This is a genomic window from Halomonas sp. 3D7M (genome assembly GCF_014897885.1).
Classification (GTDB): Bacteria; Pseudomonadota; Gammaproteobacteria; order Pseudomonadales; family Halomonadaceae; genus Vreelandella.
The window spans coordinates 21,047-36,773 of record NZ_JABUZF010000131.1; the positions used below are offsets into that span (position 1 = coordinate 21,047).

13 protein-coding genes are annotated in these 15,727 nt (G+C 50.8%); 6 read left to right on the top strand and 7 right to left on the bottom strand.

Annotated elements, in window-relative coordinates:
- Both rfaE1 and INT22_RS06170 read right to left on the bottom strand, forming a co-directional pair.
- Positions 1-840: D-glycero-beta-D-manno-heptose-7-phosphate kinase (gene rfaE1 / locus INT22_RS20350; protein WP_226912445.1), on the bottom strand; the 840-nt coding region annotated here is incomplete at its 3' end.
- Positions 830-1,927, bottom strand: coding sequence for a glycosyltransferase family 9 protein (locus INT22_RS06170; RefSeq protein ID WP_193067884.1), 1,098 nt, complete (start codon positions 1,925-1,927; stop codon positions 830-832). The genes INT22_RS06170 and rfaE1, both read right to left, overlap by 11 nt.
- Here INT22_RS06170 and INT22_RS06175 point away from each other — a divergent pair.
- The gene (locus INT22_RS06175; RefSeq protein ID WP_193067885.1) at positions 1,926-2,693 is read left to right on the top strand and encodes a 3-deoxy-D-manno-octulosonic acid kinase; all 768 of its coding nucleotides are present in this window, start codon (positions 1,926-1,928) and stop codon (positions 2,691-2,693) included. The genes INT22_RS06170 and INT22_RS06175 overlap by 2 nt on opposite strands.
- Before the next feature lie 3 nt (positions 2,694-2,696).
- On the opposite strand, the gene INT22_RS06180 is transcribed toward INT22_RS06175, so the two are convergent.
- Both INT22_RS06180 and INT22_RS06185 read right to left on the bottom strand, forming a co-directional pair.
- Positions 2,697-3,611, bottom strand: coding sequence for a glycosyltransferase family 9 protein (locus INT22_RS06180; protein WP_193067886.1), 915 nt, complete (start codon positions 3,609-3,611; stop codon positions 2,697-2,699).
- Positions 3,608-4,639 carry a glycosyltransferase family 4 protein gene (locus INT22_RS06185; RefSeq protein WP_193067887.1) on the bottom strand — a complete coding sequence of 344 codons (1,032 nt, stop codon included), beginning with the start codon at positions 4,637-4,639 and terminating at the stop codon, positions 3,608-3,610. The genes INT22_RS06180 and INT22_RS06185 overlap by 4 nt, the downstream gene beginning before the upstream one ends.
- Positions 4,640-4,716: 77 nt before the next feature.
- Between INT22_RS06185 and INT22_RS06190 the strand changes: the two genes are divergently transcribed.
- Together INT22_RS06190 and INT22_RS06195 are read left to right on the top strand one after the other, a co-directional pair.
- On the top strand, positions 4,717-5,469 hold the full coding sequence (locus tag INT22_RS06190; RefSeq protein WP_193067888.1) for a glycosyltransferase family 2 protein: 753 nt from the start codon (positions 4,717-4,719) through the stop codon (positions 5,467-5,469).
- Positions 5,470-5,604: 135 nt separating this feature from the next.
- Positions 5,605-7,257, top strand: coding sequence for a sulfatase-like hydrolase/transferase (locus INT22_RS06195; protein ID WP_193067889.1), 1,653 nt, complete (start codon positions 5,605-5,607; stop codon positions 7,255-7,257).
- Here INT22_RS06195 and waaF read toward each other — a convergent pair.
- Both waaF and rfaD read right to left on the bottom strand, forming a co-directional pair.
- Positions 7,247-8,293 (bottom strand): lipopolysaccharide heptosyltransferase II, encoded by a 1,047-nt coding sequence (gene waaF / locus INT22_RS06200; RefSeq protein ID WP_193067890.1) that lies wholly within the window; start codon positions 8,291-8,293, stop codon positions 7,247-7,249. The genes INT22_RS06195 and waaF overlap by 11 nt on opposite strands.
- Positions 8,286-9,242 carry an ADP-glyceromanno-heptose 6-epimerase gene (gene rfaD / locus INT22_RS06205; protein ID WP_193067891.1) on the bottom strand — a complete coding sequence of 319 codons (957 nt, stop codon included), beginning with the start codon at positions 9,240-9,242 and terminating at the stop codon, positions 8,286-8,288. Before rfaD ends, waaF begins: the two co-directional genes overlap by 8 nt.
- 110 nt (positions 9,243-9,352) lie before the next feature.
- Here rfaD and glyQ point away from each other — a divergent pair, with 110 nt between their 5' ends.
- From glyQ to gmhB, 3 genes are all read left to right on the top strand, one after another.
- Positions 9,353-10,312: a glycine--tRNA ligase subunit alpha gene (glyQ, locus tag INT22_RS06210; RefSeq protein WP_089040116.1), complete on the top strand. Its 960-nt coding sequence runs from the start codon at positions 9,353-9,355 to the stop codon at positions 10,310-10,312.
- Positions 10,312-12,378 carry a glycine--tRNA ligase subunit beta gene (glyS, locus tag INT22_RS06215; protein WP_193067892.1) on the top strand — a complete coding sequence of 689 codons (2,067 nt, stop codon included), beginning with the start codon at positions 10,312-10,314 and terminating at the stop codon, positions 12,376-12,378. Before glyQ ends, glyS begins: the two co-directional genes overlap by 1 nt.
- Positions 12,379-12,590: 212 nt before the next feature.
- A complete protein-coding gene (gene gmhB / locus INT22_RS06220) occupies positions 12,591-13,145 on the top strand; it encodes a D-glycero-beta-D-manno-heptose 1,7-bisphosphate 7-phosphatase (protein WP_193067893.1) in 555 nt (184 codons plus the stop codon).
- 156 nt (positions 13,146-13,301) lie between these two features.
- On the opposite strand, the gene gyrB is transcribed toward gmhB, so the two are convergent.
- Entirely contained in the window at positions 13,302-15,722 is a 2,421-nt protein-coding gene (gyrB, locus tag INT22_RS06225) for a DNA topoisomerase (ATP-hydrolyzing) subunit B (protein WP_193067894.1), read from the bottom strand.
- Between the last annotated feature and the right edge of the window lie 5 nt (positions 15,723-15,727).

Genomic DNA, 15,727 nt, shown 5'->3' on the forward strand with positions numbered 1-15,727 from the left:
CAATGCATGGCCTGATGCCAGCGCGAGCCCCATCAGGCCAATCACGGTATCGCCTGCACCAGTTACGTCGAACACTTCCTGGGCGCGGGTGGGTAAATGGAGCGGTGCGAGGCCTTCACGAATAAGCGTCATACCTTTTTCGCTGCGAGTGATCAGCAGCGCTTCTAACTCAAGCTCGGCGCGCAACGCTTCTCCGCGCTGGGCAAGAACATCGTCGTTGGCACAGTGACCAACCACCGCTTCAAACTCGGTTAAGTTAGGCGTAATTAAACTCGCCCCACGATATTTACTAAAATCTTGGCCTTTCGGATCGACCAGCACTCGCTTGCCGAAAGCACGCGCCATCTGAATCAGCGACTCGACCTGGTTAAGCGTTCCTTTACCGTAGTCAGAAAGAATCATCACATCGCAATCAGGCAGCGCTTTTTCGACCTGCTCCAGCAGAGCAGTGGTATCGACACCATCAAGGCGCTGCTCAAAATCCAGCCGCAGTAGCTGTTGATTACGACTCATCACACGCAGCTTGGTAATCGTTGGTATCTCTGGGCTTCGCTGAAAGTAAGTACTCACATTCGACGATGCCAAACGCGACGTCAACAGCTCGGCGTTCTCATCCTCTCCCACCACACCTGCCAGGGCGACGTGGCCGCCTAGAGAGGCCACATTCAGTGCCACGTTCGCTGCGCCCCCGGGACGATCATCAGCATCTTCGACACGCACCACCGGCACCGGCGCTTCGGGTGAAATACGCGACGTGCCACCATGCCAGTAGCGGTCGAGCATCACATCCCCCACCACCAATACGCGGGCATGTTCCAGGGCGGTTAAATCAACTCTCATCCAAAGGTCCTGTTGTTGGCGGCACTGCGGTATACGCCAGCAGCGCGTCTAGCTTAGCAATCACGTCGTCGGCTTTGATCAAATCCATGGCATCCGCATGGCGTACTCGCTGTCCCCAGCTAACCTCATCGACGGATTTATTCAGATACGTACGAACCGCTTTGGGATAAGCATTGACTGCAAAATCCCGCCAACAATAAGGCGCGGCACGCTGAGGATTGGTGGTCGCATAGAGACCAAGTGTGGGCGTGCCCATGGCATTCCCCATATGCGCCGGCCCCGTGTCGGGGGCAATGACCGCACGGGCATTGTCAATCAACGCCAGTACGCCTTTGAGCGATGTACCACCGATAGCATTAATAACGCTATCCGGTTGGCATAGCGCCTCAATTTGATCGCCGATTTCTCGCTCTAATGAACTCCCCCCACCGGTCAGCACGCTCTTCAGACCATGGTGTACCCAAGCATGTTCAATTACGCTGGCATAGCCTTCCACTGACCAATTGCGGAAATTGCGCAGCCGTGCGTTGCTGCAAGGATTAATGACCAAATATGGCGTATCGCCACTGACCCCTCGGGCTTCTTCATAGGCCAGCGGTGGTACGGCCAGATTCCACTCCAATCGATCATCTTCTACGCCGAGCAAGCGAGCGAAGTCCATAAACGACTCCAACACATGGGCGTTAGAATGTGGCGCAAGCTGATGCTGTGTAAACCAATGCTGAGCGTCTTTGGCGCGCGACTTATCATAGCCCACGCGTACATTGGCCTTGAGGCCAAGCGAAAGCACGCTGGCGCGTATCGCTTGCTGCATGTGCAGCAGTACATCAAAGCGAGTATCGGAAAGCTCTTTCCACAGGGCACGCATGCCCGCAAGACCGGTGGACTTGTCATAGACAACAAACTCGACCCCAGAAAGCCCCGCCAGTAAACTGTGCTCCCCCTTGCCGATTATCCAGGTAATGCGAGCGTGCGGCCATTGGCGCTGTAACGCACGCACCGTGGGCACAAGATTGCACACATCTCCCAACGCGGAGAGGCGCAAAATGGCAATATGGTTAGGTTGAGCAGGCAGAGAGGGCTTCATGCGCTTAGCGGCACTCCGGCAAAGAAATTGGCTGATTTTACATGATGTAGACAGTTTAAGTGACGCTGCCACGTCACACCAACTGTCGCAACATGGATCTCAACAACGATCGCAACAACGGTCTCAAGGGCAGTCACACCCACTTCATCCTGATCTATTCCATCAGGCCTATTGGCGTGAGCGTAATTTAATCGTCGGGGAAGCACCAGGAAGGGGTAGCAGTTTCTTCTTAAAGGCCAGTGATTCAGAGCAGTGGGTATTGCGTCCTTATCGCCGCGGTGGATTGATCGCCAAGCTAAGCGAGAAACGCTATCTATGGCTGGGTGAAGAGCGCACCCGTGCGTTTCGCGAGTTGCGCTTAAACGCTGCGCTGTATGACCAGGGGCTGCCAGTGCCACGCCCCGTTGCCTGCTGTGTTATGCGTTACGGCCCTACGTATGAAGCGGCGCTCATCACCGTTAGGATTCCAGGCGCTCAGGCGCTGGCTAGCTTATTGGCGGCAGGGGAAGCAGATGAGGCGTTACTTCAGCGCGTTGGCGCAATGATCAAGCGCTTCCATCAAGCAGGCCTTGATCATGTTGATCTAAATGCGCGCAATATCTTGATCGACCCCCATGGCGAACCTTGGCTGATTGATCTGGACCGCTGCCGCCAACGGCCACCAGGTAAGTGGCAGGAACACAATATAAACCGCCTAGCAAGGTCACTAAAAAAATTCCATTGCCATAGTGTGCTGCCTAGCATATTAAAAGGTTATAACCGTTAACCTTTATTTTTCAGCGCCAACATCACACGCGAGGATTTTCGATACGCAGTTTATTAGCTCATCAGGAGTAATTGATGAAAGGTCTGCTTGTGATGAAACATAACCACTGTTATCTCTTTCAAGAAACCATTCAGGCAAATATTCTTTAAAAACAACAACTTGATTTACTCCCATTATATGGGCGACATGCGAGGGGCCACAATCGTTACTGACAAATAGCTTGCAACCATTTACCAATCTAAAAAGAGTAGTTACATCAGGACTATGAATAACAGAAAACCCTTCTTGCTCAAGGATGTTCTTTTCCTCTTCTTCTTTAGGTCCTGTGAGAAAAACAATCTTCTCTGATCTTAACTCAGAAATCTTTCTTGCTAGCTGAATATAATTAGCAAGCGACCATTTTTTTTCTTCGCCCCCAGCACCAGGAGCAAGCACAACTTTATTGTTTAATACTTCATCAGACTCAATCTGTTTTTTCAAACAGGGAGTAATATCTAATGTTGATGATATCTCTAGCAGTGACAAGAAAAGGTCTGCCCTGTAGGTAGTTACATCAAGAGGTACCGAGTGTGTATAAAACGCTCCAAATTTTTTAAATCCTATTCTATAAGGAATTCGCAGCTTCAACATTTGCAGAGAAGTCCCAATACTAGAGGGACGCAAGTTAAAACCAATATCGAAATTATATTTCCTACTTAAGCTGGTGGTGCTAAAGCCGTCAATCACTTCAAGCTCGTTTAAAAAACCCGCTTCAACTAGGAAGTCTGCCCCTGAATTTTTAGAGATACCCACCAATTTAGCATTTGGATACCTTTCCTTAACAGCGACTAAAAAAGGAATATGAACTACATATGCACCAAAAAAAGGCCTATTATGTAAAAATATAGCGATGCATTTAACTTTTAAAAAGTCGTTCATTTAAAAACAATTCCCTTATAGACATCGAGATAACTTTCAGCCATTTTTTCTTTACTATAAAGCTCTAAAAGAAGACGTGCATTCTCAACAGAAGACTCTCTCATCGGTTTATTTTTTGCTAGCTTTATTATCCAACTCTCGACTTCTTCACTACTTCCTGGTGTTACTAGAAAACCTGTTTCACCATGCTTAATTAAATCAGGAATGCCGCCAACATTACTAGCAACAATAGGCACGTTTGCATCCATAACATCTAAAAGAACTGAGCCTAGACCTTCGTTGCGAGACGGAAAAACAAACAGATCCAGCGCTGGAATAAAATCACCAATATTAGGCTTAAAGCCAGCCCATACAACATTTTTTAAGTGACTGCTTTCCAAGCGAAGCTCTTCCTCGTCTTCACCTCGGCCAAAAAAAACGCACAGCACTTCGGGATAGCTATGCTGTAATCGTTCTGCAGCTTCAAGTAGTACCCGCTGACCTTTGTGACGATCAACTAATGCACCTATATGGCCGACAATAAAGCGGCCTGGATAGCTGGCACGAAAGCGAGCAGCAACTTGGGCGTCCGCGGTAAATCCCGTCATCGCACTCGGAATCGTCAATACTTCACTCTTATTCCAGTGTGATAGCTGCTGCCGAATAATCGATGAAATAGCGACACAACGATCTGCATTACGATAGAACAGTCGATTCACCCATTTATCTTTAATGGGTGTATCCACTCGGCGAGTCACCACATAGGGTGTACCGTATATACGCTTATGCAACCACGCCCAGTGTACCGCTTTAGCTTCATGAGCATGCACTAGCGATGCACGGCCGGCTTGCCTATGCCCAGCCATCTGCTGGTTAGCATCCACGAATCTTAAGTTCTCAATGCATTGAAGCTCATTACGCAATGGAGAATCTTTTCTGCATACCAGCGTTTGCTGACCTACATGCCGTTGCAAGGCTTGAATTAGCAGCGCTGTCTGGCGTTCTCCACCGCGAAAACCTTTGGCAAGGTTAACGTGAATAATATGCAAATTGCCCTCATACAAATCGTTGCCATCACCCTGGTATAGTACTGTATCTACCAACCACCAGAGCAGGGTGTGAATAAATGTCTATGGATGTGAGCGTCGTTATCATTACTCGCAATGCGGCCGCGACACTTAGCCGAACACTAGACGCCTTGACGTGCTATGACGATGTCGTGGTATATGACAACGGCTCCACAGACGACACATGTAGCATTGTACAAGCCTACTCCAATACAACATTACACCATGGTGAATTTTTAGGCTTTGGCCCTACCAAGCGTGCTGCCGTATCGTTAGCAAAATATGACTGGATCTTCTCAATAGATGCTGACGAAGCGCCAACAAAAGAGCTTAACGCTGCGATTAATGACTGGGTAACTACTGCAACACCTCAGCAGGCTGGCAAAATATTGCGCGAAAACTGGATGCTGGGTAAACCCGTTCACCACTCTGGCTGGGGAAATGACTGGTTAATTCGACTGTTTAACCGTAACACAGGTAACTTTAATGATGCCGCTGTTCATGAGTCAGTAAGCTTAGAAAAAAATACAGAAGTTTCTCAGCTTAATGGAAAAATTGAACATCTTGCCGTTAACGACCTCGCTCAGTTTCTTGATAAGATAAATCGCTATTCAGACCTGCGCGCATCATCAAAAAAACTCAAGCACTATCCTTTTGCGCTGATATTTCTCAAAGCACTTTACGCATTTATACGCACTTATTTTTTCCGCCTCGGCATACTGGATGGCTGGCGTGGGCTGACTATATCTGTGGCTAATGCAAATGGCGTTTTTTGGAAATATGCCAAAAATAATGTTAATAACCGCCTATAATACGCTGTAAATTTTCTATTACGACGTGTTGATATCACTAAAGATATCTCTACTACCGGGCAGTCTCTCACCTGATCTTGTGATCAATATGCGTCCGTATTTCTTTACTCTATCAACACTCGTTTCGGGAGACGCATGCCAGCACTAAGGTCACTCAAACTTACTCCATGGTTGCCACTGCTCGTAATCGGCATCTGTCTTGGCTATGCCCTCACCGTGCTTACTCGGCTACCTTGGTGGACACTATTTTTCACAGCCGCTGTATGGCTAGGTTGTGGCATCAAGTTGCGCTGGGGAGCACCGCAAAACGCCCGCTACCGCACGATGTGGCCTTGGTCGCTGGCACCGCTCAGCTTACTAGGCATTTATGTCTACTTAGCTGATAGCTTTGGCAATGTTGATTTAGGTGCGGTGTTTTTCCACCTTCAGGCGGGCATGGCCGAACATGGCGGTGCTGAAAAAATGATCACTGCCGTTATTTACACAGTGAGCGTCATCGCAGTGCTGGCATCCGTTACCTGGATCACGCGGCATGATCAGCGATGGCGGCTCACTGAACGCTTCGTTGCCCTCCTCTTATTGGCCGCAAATCCAATGCTTTACGGTTTAGGGCAGCGCAGCGCAGCCATTGTAACGGACGATGGTGCCTGGCTAGACCGCCGTTACGTGCCGCCGCCCACGGACGATCAAGCTAATACGCCTAACCTGCTGGTCATGTACCTGGAAAGCATTGAGCGTACGTATCGCAATGAGCTATTTGGTGATGCTTATGCTGACTTAACCGCGTTAGGCGAACGCGGGCTGGTCTTTGAAGGTATCCAGCAAATGGAAAATACCGGCTGGACCATGGCAGGCATGATTGCTAGCCAGTGTGGTGTGCCGCTGATGCCTGCGGGACTTTTGCACGACAGCCAGTTCGAGCCGCTTTCCAAAGTAGTTCCCGGCGTCGATTGCCTGGGTGATGTGCTAGCGGCTCAAGGCTATCGACTTAGCTATTTGGGTGGAGCGAGTGCTCAGTTTGCTGGTAAAGGGCTTTTCTATCGCGGCCATCAGTTTGATACGGTAAAAGGCAAGGAAGAGCTGTCAGCGGAACTCAAGGACCCAGAGTACCTAAATAGCTGGGGTCTATACGATGATACGCTTTACGATTTTACGGTGGATGAGATTCGTCGTTTAAGTGAACAAGATGGCGGCCCATGGGCAGTGGTGAATCTCAGCATTGCTGGTCACGCCCCTAATGGCTTTCCCTCCCAGACATGCATAGACCGTCAGGGCGAATTCGATGGTCAAGATATCTTATATTCGGTGAAATGTTCAGCGAGCCAGGCACGTGACCTTATTGAGCGTCTTGAACAAGAAGGCCTGCTCGAAAATACATTGGTTGTCGTGCTCAGCGACCACCTCACGATGCGAGTGTCGGTTTGGGATCAACTGACAACACTAGACCGAGACAATACGCTGATCATGCTGGGCGAAGGTATCTCACCGCTGACAGTCCATCGGGGGGCGACAATGTTAGACGTATTCCCGACTATTTTGGACGCAATGGGCCTACCGCTTAGCGATAACCGTGCAGGGCTCGGGGCATCTCTACTTAGCAGTCAACCAACGCTGGTTGAAACGCATGGGCTTGAGGTGCTTAACGAGCGGCTCCGGGAAGAGACCGCCTTACAGCACCGTCTTTGGGAAGGACTGACCCCTCAACGGCGCGAACCTCAAGAAAGCGCCGACCAACAAGTCATAGAAACGCCTGCTGATCAGGCTGATGAAGTCGAGATTATGCGCTAACGTTAGCGCCGTTAGCACGCTGACTATCGACACTCATCGCTCGGTACACTTGCTCCACGCCTAAATCATTCAGACAGTTGGTATGCCCCAGCGGGCAGGTACGCTTAAAGCAAGGTGAGCAGGAAAGCGCCAAATAGTGAATGGCAGCATTGTCGGTTAAGGGTGGGGTATATCTAGGCGATGAAGAGCCGTACAGAGCGTGAATGCGCACGCCTACCGCGGCGGCAACGTGCATTAAGCCTGAATCGTTGGTGACCACCTGACGGCAGTCTGCCAATAGATCTACCGCATCCGCCAATTGGGTTTTGCCGCATAAGTTATGCGCATGGGGCAACCCTTTCACAATGCTATCTCCGGCGGCATGATCTTTCGGCCCGCCAAACACACGCACCTCAAATCCATCCTTAACCAGTCGCACCGCTAACGCATGGAAATAGCCTAACGGCCACTGCTTAGCGGGCCCGTACTCCGCTCCGGGCATCATACCGATGGCTGGACGCGACGATAGCGCATGAGTAAGACGTAAATTGACCAAGTTATTTCGATCAATCGTTAAACGCGGTGTCGGAATCTCAAATTCGCCTTGTATGGCTTCTTCCAGCGGCAGGCCCAGAGAAACAAACCGCTTAACCGTTTGATCCAACACCTGCTTATCCAACTTGCGGCGCTCTTTCAATAAGCCGTAACGGTGTTCACCCAAAAAACCGATGCGCTCGGGAATACGTGCCATAAAGGGCACCAGCGCCGCTTTCCAGGAGCGTGGCAGAACAATGGCACGATCAAAGCGTCCTCGTAAACGGGCAGCCAGCTCACGGCGGCTGGCTAGGCCAAATTCACCATGCCCTACTGCCAATGGAAGCACCTCGTCTACCTCAGGCATACGCTCCAAAATAGGCTGTGACCATGCCGGAGCGACCACCCCCAGGGTTGCCCCTGGGTTACGGTCTTTCAAGGTCATAAACAGGCTTTGCGCCATCACCATATCGCCAACCCACGAAGGGCCGACCACCAATATGCGCTTGGCAGAATTAGCCATTTAGCCACTCCAAGTAGGCTTTCACACCCTGGGCAACGGTTTTGAACTCAACATCGCAACCAGAGGCACGCAGATTGCTGATATCTGCACGCGTGTAACTTTGATAGCGGCCTTTTAGTTCTTCAGGGAAAGGTATGTAGTCAATTTCACCCTGACCATAAAAATCGATTACAGACTCGCCAATAGCTTTGAAAGGCTCGGCTCGCCCAGTGCCCAAATTAAAAATACCGGACGCATGAGGGTTATCTAAAAACCACAGGTTGACAGCGACCACATCGCCAACGAAAACAAAGTCGCGACTCTGCATTCCCGCCTCATAACCGCCGTAAGCCCCAAACAGCTTTAACGTTTCCCCATTGCGAATTTGTAAATGGTTATGGTAGGCGACACTCGCCATCTTGCCCTTATGCTGTTCACGGGGACCATAAACATTGAAATAGCGAAAGCCAACCACTTGTGTCGTCAACTCATCCCAGCGAGAGCGCACGTGCTGATCAAACAACAGCTTAGAGTAGCCATAGACGTTGAGCGGTTTTTCGTGCTCAGGCGCCTCTTTAAACACCTCACTACCGCCGTAAGTAGCCGCCGATGAAGCGTATAGAAATGGAATGCCGAGCGCTTCACAGTAGTTAAGCAGCACTTTTGAGTACTCGAAGTTATTCTCCATCATGTAGTGCCCATCCCACTCCGTCGTATCGGAGCACGCACCCTCATGGAAAATAGCATCAATGGTCGGCAAATCGACTGACTCACCTCGCAATGCCGCCTTAATCCGCGCTAGAAAATCATCTTTATCCAGATAATCGGCCAACGTGCAGTCAGCTAAATTGACGAACTTAGTGCCGTCACGCAGGTCATCAACCACCATCACATCATCGCGGCCACGAGCGTTCAGCGCTTTGACAATATTGGCACCGATAAAACCAGCCCCGCCTGTTACAACGATCATCTCGTTCTCCTCACCAAAAACAGCTCTGTTGGCTAACGTGCCTATAACCCATCTCTCTGTGATTGTATACTTGACGGCCTATGAATTCATGGCCAACGGTGCTTTCCGCGATGAGTGTCTCGACAAACCAATCGACACCCGATGTGTCGACCTTTCAAGGCTTGATCCTTGCTCTGCAACAATACTGGGCAGAACAGGGCTGTGTCATTCTCCAACCTCTCGATATGGAAGTCGGCGCGGGCACCTTCCACCCTGCCACCTTCCTACGGGCAATTGGTCCAGAAACCTGGAACGCGGCCTATGTGCAGCCTTCCCGCCGTCCAACAGACGGCCGCTACGGTGAAAACCCCAACCGCCTACAGCACTATTACCAGTTTCAGGTGGTAATGAAGCCATCGCCCAGCAATCTTCAGGATCTCTATTTAGGCTCTTTAAAGCGCCTGGGGCTCGATCCTCTCGTCCATGACATACGCTTCGTGGAAGATAACTGGGAATCCCCTACCCTAGGTGCCTGGGGCCTAGGTTGGGAAGTGTGGCTCAACGGTATGGAAGTCACTCAGTTTACTTATTTCCAGCAGGCAGGCGGCATTGAATGCTACCCCGTTACTGGTGAGCTCACCTACGGGCTTGAGCGTATCGCCATGTACCTGCAAAACGTCGATAGCGTATATGACCTGGTATGGGCCATTGCCCCCGACGGCAGCAAGGTCAGCTACGGCGATGTTTATCTTCAGAATGAGCGTGAGCAGTCGGCGTATAATTTTGAGCATGCTGACGTTGATCAGCTATTTGCCGCCTTTGACCACCAGGAAAAAGAGTGCAGTAAGCTCCTGGTAGCCAACCTGCCGCTGCCTGCCTATGAGCAGGTTCTGAAAGCGTCCCATACGTTTAACCTGTTAGATGCTCGTCATGCGATTTCCGTGACCGAACGTCAGCGCTTTATTCTGCGCGTTCGCACCATGGCGCGGGATGTCGCCACTGCCTATTTTGAGTCTCGTAAAGCAGAAGGATTCCCAATGGCGCCCGAAGCCCTACGCCGCGAACTACTAGCCGACCAGGGAGACGCATAATGGCTGTTGATACGCTTCTATTAGAACTAGGTGCCGAAGAGCTTCCCCCCGCTGCGCTAGATACACTTTCCGATGCATTTGCTGCTGGCATCGAAAAAGGCCTGCAAGAAGCCGAGATTTCCTTTCAAAGCATCGCTGCTTACGCGACCCCGCGCCGTTTAGCAGTACAGGTTAGCGGGCTTGCAGACAAGCAGCCTGACCGTGAGATTGAGCGTCGTGGTCCTGCCCTAGCCGCTGCATTCAAGGACGGCGTGCCCACCAAAGCAGCCGAAGGCTTCGCGCGTTCTTGCGGCGTCAGCGTTGATGAGCTGATTCACCTAGAAACCGATAAAGGTACTTGGCTTGGTTTCCGCGAACAGCAGCAAGGCGAGACGGTACAGGCGCTGCTGCCAGAGATGGTTCGCAAAACGCTACAATCGCTACCGGTACCTAAGAATATGCGCTGGGGTTCGTCACGCGTTGAGTTCTCCCGCCCAGTTCACTGGCTAGTTGCCCTGTATGGCAGCGACGTCATTGCCGCAGAAGCGCTTGGCCTTCAGGCCAGCCGTACCACCTTTGGCCACCGCTTCCATGCGCCAGATGCCATACAGCTTGAACATGCCGATGACTACCTAGCCGCACTGGAAAATGCCTACGTCCTAGCCGATCGCCAACGGCGCCGCGAACGTATTCGTGAACAGGTATTAGCTGAAGCAGAGGTTCAAGAAGCCAATGCCGTTATCGACGAAGAGTTGTTGGTAGAAGTCAGCGGACTGGTCGAATGGCCAGTCGCATTAACCGGCAGCTTCGATGAACGCTTTCTGGAAGTGCCCGCCGAGTGCTTAATCTCGTCCATGAAGGCTAACCAAAAGTACTTCCACCTGCTGGATGACCAAGGCAAGCTGAAACCGCTGTTCATTACTATTTCGAACATCGACAGCGCTGATCCGCAACAGGTGATTTCCGGCAATGAAAAGGTCATTCGTCCACGCCTGGCCGATGCGGCCTTCTTCTACGAAACTGACCGGAAGCGTACTCTCGCCTCACGTATTCCTCAGTTGGAAAGCGTGGTATTCCAACAACAGTTAGGCACCTTGGCTGACAAAGCACGTCGTAGCACAGCGATAGCAACGTATATTGCCGAGCACATTAATGCAGATGTGAGCCACGCCCAGCGCGCAGTGGCACTGGCCAAGTGCGATTTGGTCACCGAGATGGTGCTCGAGTTCCCAGAACTTCAGGGCATTATGGGCCGCTATTATGCCGAACAGGATGGTGAGCCAGCTGAGGTTGCTCAGGCATTAGAAGAGCAGTATCTACCTCGCTTTGCCAGTGACGACATTCCACAAAGCCTTGCAGGCCAAGCGCTAGCATTGGCTGACCGTCTAGATACCCTGGTTGGCATCTTTGGTATTGGCCAGCGCCCAACCGGCGCAAAGGATCCGTTTGCCCTACGCCGTGCCTCTATTGGTGTGCTTAACATCCTGGTCAAAGGTCAGCTTAATTTAGATCTTCGCGAGCTACTCAGCGTAGCCGCAGAACAGCACCAAGGCCTGCCTAAGGCGGAAGGCTTGGTGGAAGACGTATTGACCTACATGCTGGACCGCTTCCGCGCCTGGGGCCAAGAAGAAGGTATTAGTGCTGAAATGTACTTGGCGGTACGCGCTCGCCCAGTAACTAAACCGCTGGATTTTGCTCGCCGCTTGCGTGCCGTTAAAGCCTTTGCACAGCGGGAAGAAGCCGCTGCTTTGGCTGCCGCGAACAAGCGGGTTTCTAATATCCTTAGCAAGCAGGAACACAACGGTAGTACCCAGGTTGATCAGAGCCTACTTCAGGAAGAGGCTGAGAAGACGCTGTTCAATGCAGTAACAGCCAGTCAGCAGCAAGTAGCCCCGTTATTTTCAGCCGGCGACTACCAGCAGGCACTAGATGCGCTGGCAACACTACGTGAACCTGTCGATGCTTTCTTCGATCAGGTAATGGTCATGGCCGATGACGACGCTGTCCGCCATAACCGCTTGGCACTGCTTGCCAGTCTGCAAGCACTGTTCCTTGAAGTGGCAGATATTTCCCAGCTACCACAATAAGTCTCGGTGCCGATATCGGTTCACCCAGATAACAACAGCAAGCCCGGCTTCTATTAAGCCGGGCTTTTTTCGCTCATCACATTTGTCTCGCCTCTTCCCCTCAGACTAAACTCAGGGTTACGGCCGACTAAGTGTTTCACGTGAAACACCCGCCCAATGACTAAGTGTCCATTACTCTAGTAGAAAACAGTAATGTGCGAATAAGGAACTCTATGATCTCGGCTAACCAACTGGTGATACTTGATCGTGATGGCGTCATTAATCACGACTCTGATGCTTATATTAAGTCACTTGACGAATGGGTGCCCTACCCTTCAGCGATCGATGCGATTGCACAGCTAACTCAGGCAGGATATACCGTGGCAATAGCGACCAATCAGTCGGGTATTGCACGGGGCTATTATGATGAGGCAACGCTCCATTCAATGCATGAGCGCTTAACGGCGCTGGTTGAAGCGAAAGGTGGACGTATTGCCCATATTGCTTACTGCCCTCACGGCCCCGGTGATCAATGCGCTTGTCGAAAACCCTTGCCAGGATTGCTTTTGCAAATTCAGCAGCAATTAGCAATGAAGAGCCTCACCGGTAGTTGGATGGTCGGCGATAGCCTACGAGACCTCAAAGCGGGTGAAGCAGTGGGATGTCGTTCAGTGCTGGTCAGAACAGGTAAAGGGGAGAAAACGCTAGCCAGTCATACTAATCTTGAAAATACGCTTGTTTATCCAGATCTAGCTGCATTTGCAGATTGGCTATGCCAACAGCAGTAATGGCGTTTCTTCCTTCCGTCCCCTCCCCCTCTCTACTCTAGCCACGCAAAAAAACGCCGCTCCCATTTAATTAGGCGCGGCGTTTTAGTTTTCATCTGACTGCGTTTATTAGTGCCTATCGCACTGTTTCACGTGAAACACACGCTGATAAACACATCAGACATCGAGATTAGCAACTAGCGCATTCGTCTCGATAAAATCACGGCGAGGCTCAACTTCATCCCCCATTAAGGTGTTGAACATCATATCGGCAGCAACCGCATCTTCAATGGTTACTCGCAGCATACGACGGCTGTCGGGATCCATGGTGGTTTCCCACAGCTGATCGGGGTTCATTTCCCCCAGACCTTTATAGCGCTGAAAAGAGAGCCCACGCTGCCCCTCTTGCATCAACCAAGCCAGCACTTCGGAGAAATGCGTAACAGGCTTCTGACGCTCGCCACGGGCAATGTAAGCTCCCTCTTCAAGCAACCCATTTAACGTCTCACCAAGGCCCGTAATGGCCCGATAATCAGTGCTCTCAAAGAAGTCCAGTCCCCACACATACTCAGTTGTAACGCCGTGGGCAATCAAAGACACCGCTGGCAAGTGCAAACCGCGCTCGCTATCTTCCTGCAGATAGAACTGGTAACGCGGTCCACCTTCATAGGCCACCATGTCATCCATTGCTTTCTGTAGCTCAGCAATCCAATTTTCCATGGTGACACGGTCTTTAAGACTGACTTCGCCTTGAAGCGCCGTTGTATGCACAGCCTGCTTGAGCACTGCGATAGGATATACCCGCGCAAGGCGATCAATCCGCTTCATCACATTTCGGTACTGAGTAACCAGTGCTTCTAGTTGCGAACCAGTAATGCCAGGCGCATCAGCATTGACATATAACCCTGCCCCATCTAGTGCTGTGGTAGTCAGGTAGTCAGTCATTGCCTGTTCATCTTTCAGGTAGAGCTCTTGCTTACCCCGCTTAATTTTATAAAGAGGAGGCTGAGCAATAAAGATGTGACCACGCTCAATCAATTCAGGCATCTGACGGAAAAAGAACGTTAGCAGCAACGTGCGAATGTGCGAACCGTCAACGTCAGCATCCGTCATAATAATGACCGAATGGTAACGTAGCTTATCGGGATTAAACTCTTCGCGACCAATGCCACAGCCTAACGCTGTAATCAGCGTGCCGACTTCTGCTGAAGACAGCATCTTATCGAAGCGCGCTTTTTCGACGTTTAGTATCTTGCCTTTCAGCGGCAAAATTGCTTGGGTACGGCGGTCACGCCCCTGCTTAGCACTGCCACCAGCCGAGTCGCCCTCCACCAGATAAAGTTCTGATTGGCTTGGGTCTTTCTCTTGGCAGTCTGCAAGCTTTCCAGGTAGCCCAGCGATATCGAGCGCACCCTTACGGCGAGTCATATCCCGTGCTTTACGAGCGGCTTCCCGCGCCCGTGCAGCGTCTAGCATCTTGTTAACGATCGATTTAGCTTCGTTAGGCTTTTCGATCAGATAGTCAGCAAATAGCCGCCCCATTTCTTGCTCAACCGCCGTTTTAACCTCACTGGAAACCAGCTTGTCTTTGGTTTGAGACGAGAATTTAGGGTCGGGAACTTTAACCGAGATAATCGCGGTCAAGCCTTCACGAGCATCGTCGCCCGACGTATTGACCTTGGATTTTTTCAGTAGCCCCTGAGCTTCGATATAGTGGTTAAGCGTTCGCGTAAGCGCGGCACGAAAACCCGCTAAGTGAGTTCCACCATCTCGCTGAGGAATATTATTGGTGTAGCAAAAAATGTTTTCAGTGAAGGCCTCGCTCCACTGCATCGCCACTTCTACTTCAACGCCATCTTCTCGCACTGCATTGAAATGGAAGACAGGGTTCAGAACTGTTTTATTTTTATTCAGGTGGTCAACAAATGCTTTCAAGCCACCTTCATAATGAAACAGTTCCTCTTTGCCGCTGCGCTCATCCATTAAACGGATAGCAACGCCTGAGTTCAAAAATGAAAGTTCACGTAGGCGCTTGGCGAGAATATCGTAGTGAAATTCGATATTCGCAAAGGTATTCGGTGACGGGCGAAAATGTACACGAGTGCCACTTTTTTCCGTTTTACCGACAACACCTAGAGGCGCTTGAGGTACACCGTGGTGATAGACCTGCTCAAACACTTCCCCTTGACGCCAGATGGTTAGCCGCAATTCTTCCGAAAGCGCGTTAACAACCGACACCCCTACACCGTGTAGACCGCCTGATACTTTATATGAATTATCATCGAACTTACCGCCAGCGTGCAGCACTGTCATGATAACTTCTGCGGCTGAGACGCCTTCGCCTTCATGTATCTCGGTGGGAACACCACGGCCATTATCACTCACCGTTATTGATTCATCCGGGTGGATAACCACACGAATTTCACTACAGTGACCTGCCAGAGCTTCATCGATGGAGTTATCCACCAGCTCGAAAACCATGTGGTGCAACCCGGTGCCGTCGTCGGTATCGCCGATATACATGCCTGGGCGCTTGCGTACTGCGTCTAGCCCTTTGAGCACCTTAATGCTTGATGAATCGTAAGCCTGCTCGCTCATTGACC

Coding starts and splice junctions, on each gene's coding strand:
- INT22_RS06175 (WP_193067885.1), top strand. CDS start 1,926: ATGCGCTTAGCGGCACTCCGGCAAAGAAATTGGCTGATTTTACATGAT.
- INT22_RS06170 (WP_193067884.1), bottom strand. CDS start 1,927: ATGAAGCCCTCTCTGCCTGCTCAACCTAACCATATTGCCATTTTGCGC.
- INT22_RS06180 (WP_193067886.1), bottom strand. CDS start 3,611: ATGAACGACTTTTTAAAAGTTAAATGCATCGCTATATTTTTACATAAT.
- INT22_RS06190 (WP_193067888.1), top strand. CDS start 4,717: ATGTCTATGGATGTGAGCGTCGTTATCATTACTCGCAATGCGGCCGCG.
- INT22_RS06195 (WP_193067889.1), top strand. CDS start 5,605: ATGCCAGCACTAAGGTCACTCAAACTTACTCCATGGTTGCCACTGCTC.
- waaF (WP_193067890.1), bottom strand. CDS start 8,293: ATGGCTAATTCTGCCAAGCGCATATTGGTGGTCGGCCCTTCGTGGGTT.
- rfaD (WP_193067891.1), bottom strand. CDS start 9,242: ATGATCGTTGTAACAGGCGGGGCTGGTTTTATCGGTGCCAATATTGTC.
- glyQ (WP_089040116.1), top strand. CDS start 9,353: ATGAGTGTCTCGACAAACCAATCGACACCCGATGTGTCGACCTTTCAA.
- glyS (WP_193067892.1), top strand. CDS start 10,312: ATGGCTGTTGATACGCTTCTATTAGAACTAGGTGCCGAAGAGCTTCCC.
- gmhB (WP_193067893.1), top strand. CDS start 12,591: ATGATCTCGGCTAACCAACTGGTGATACTTGATCGTGATGGCGTCATT.
- gyrB (WP_193067894.1), bottom strand. CDS start 15,722: ATGAGCGAGCAGGCTTACGATTCATCAAGCATTAAGGTGCTCAAAGGG.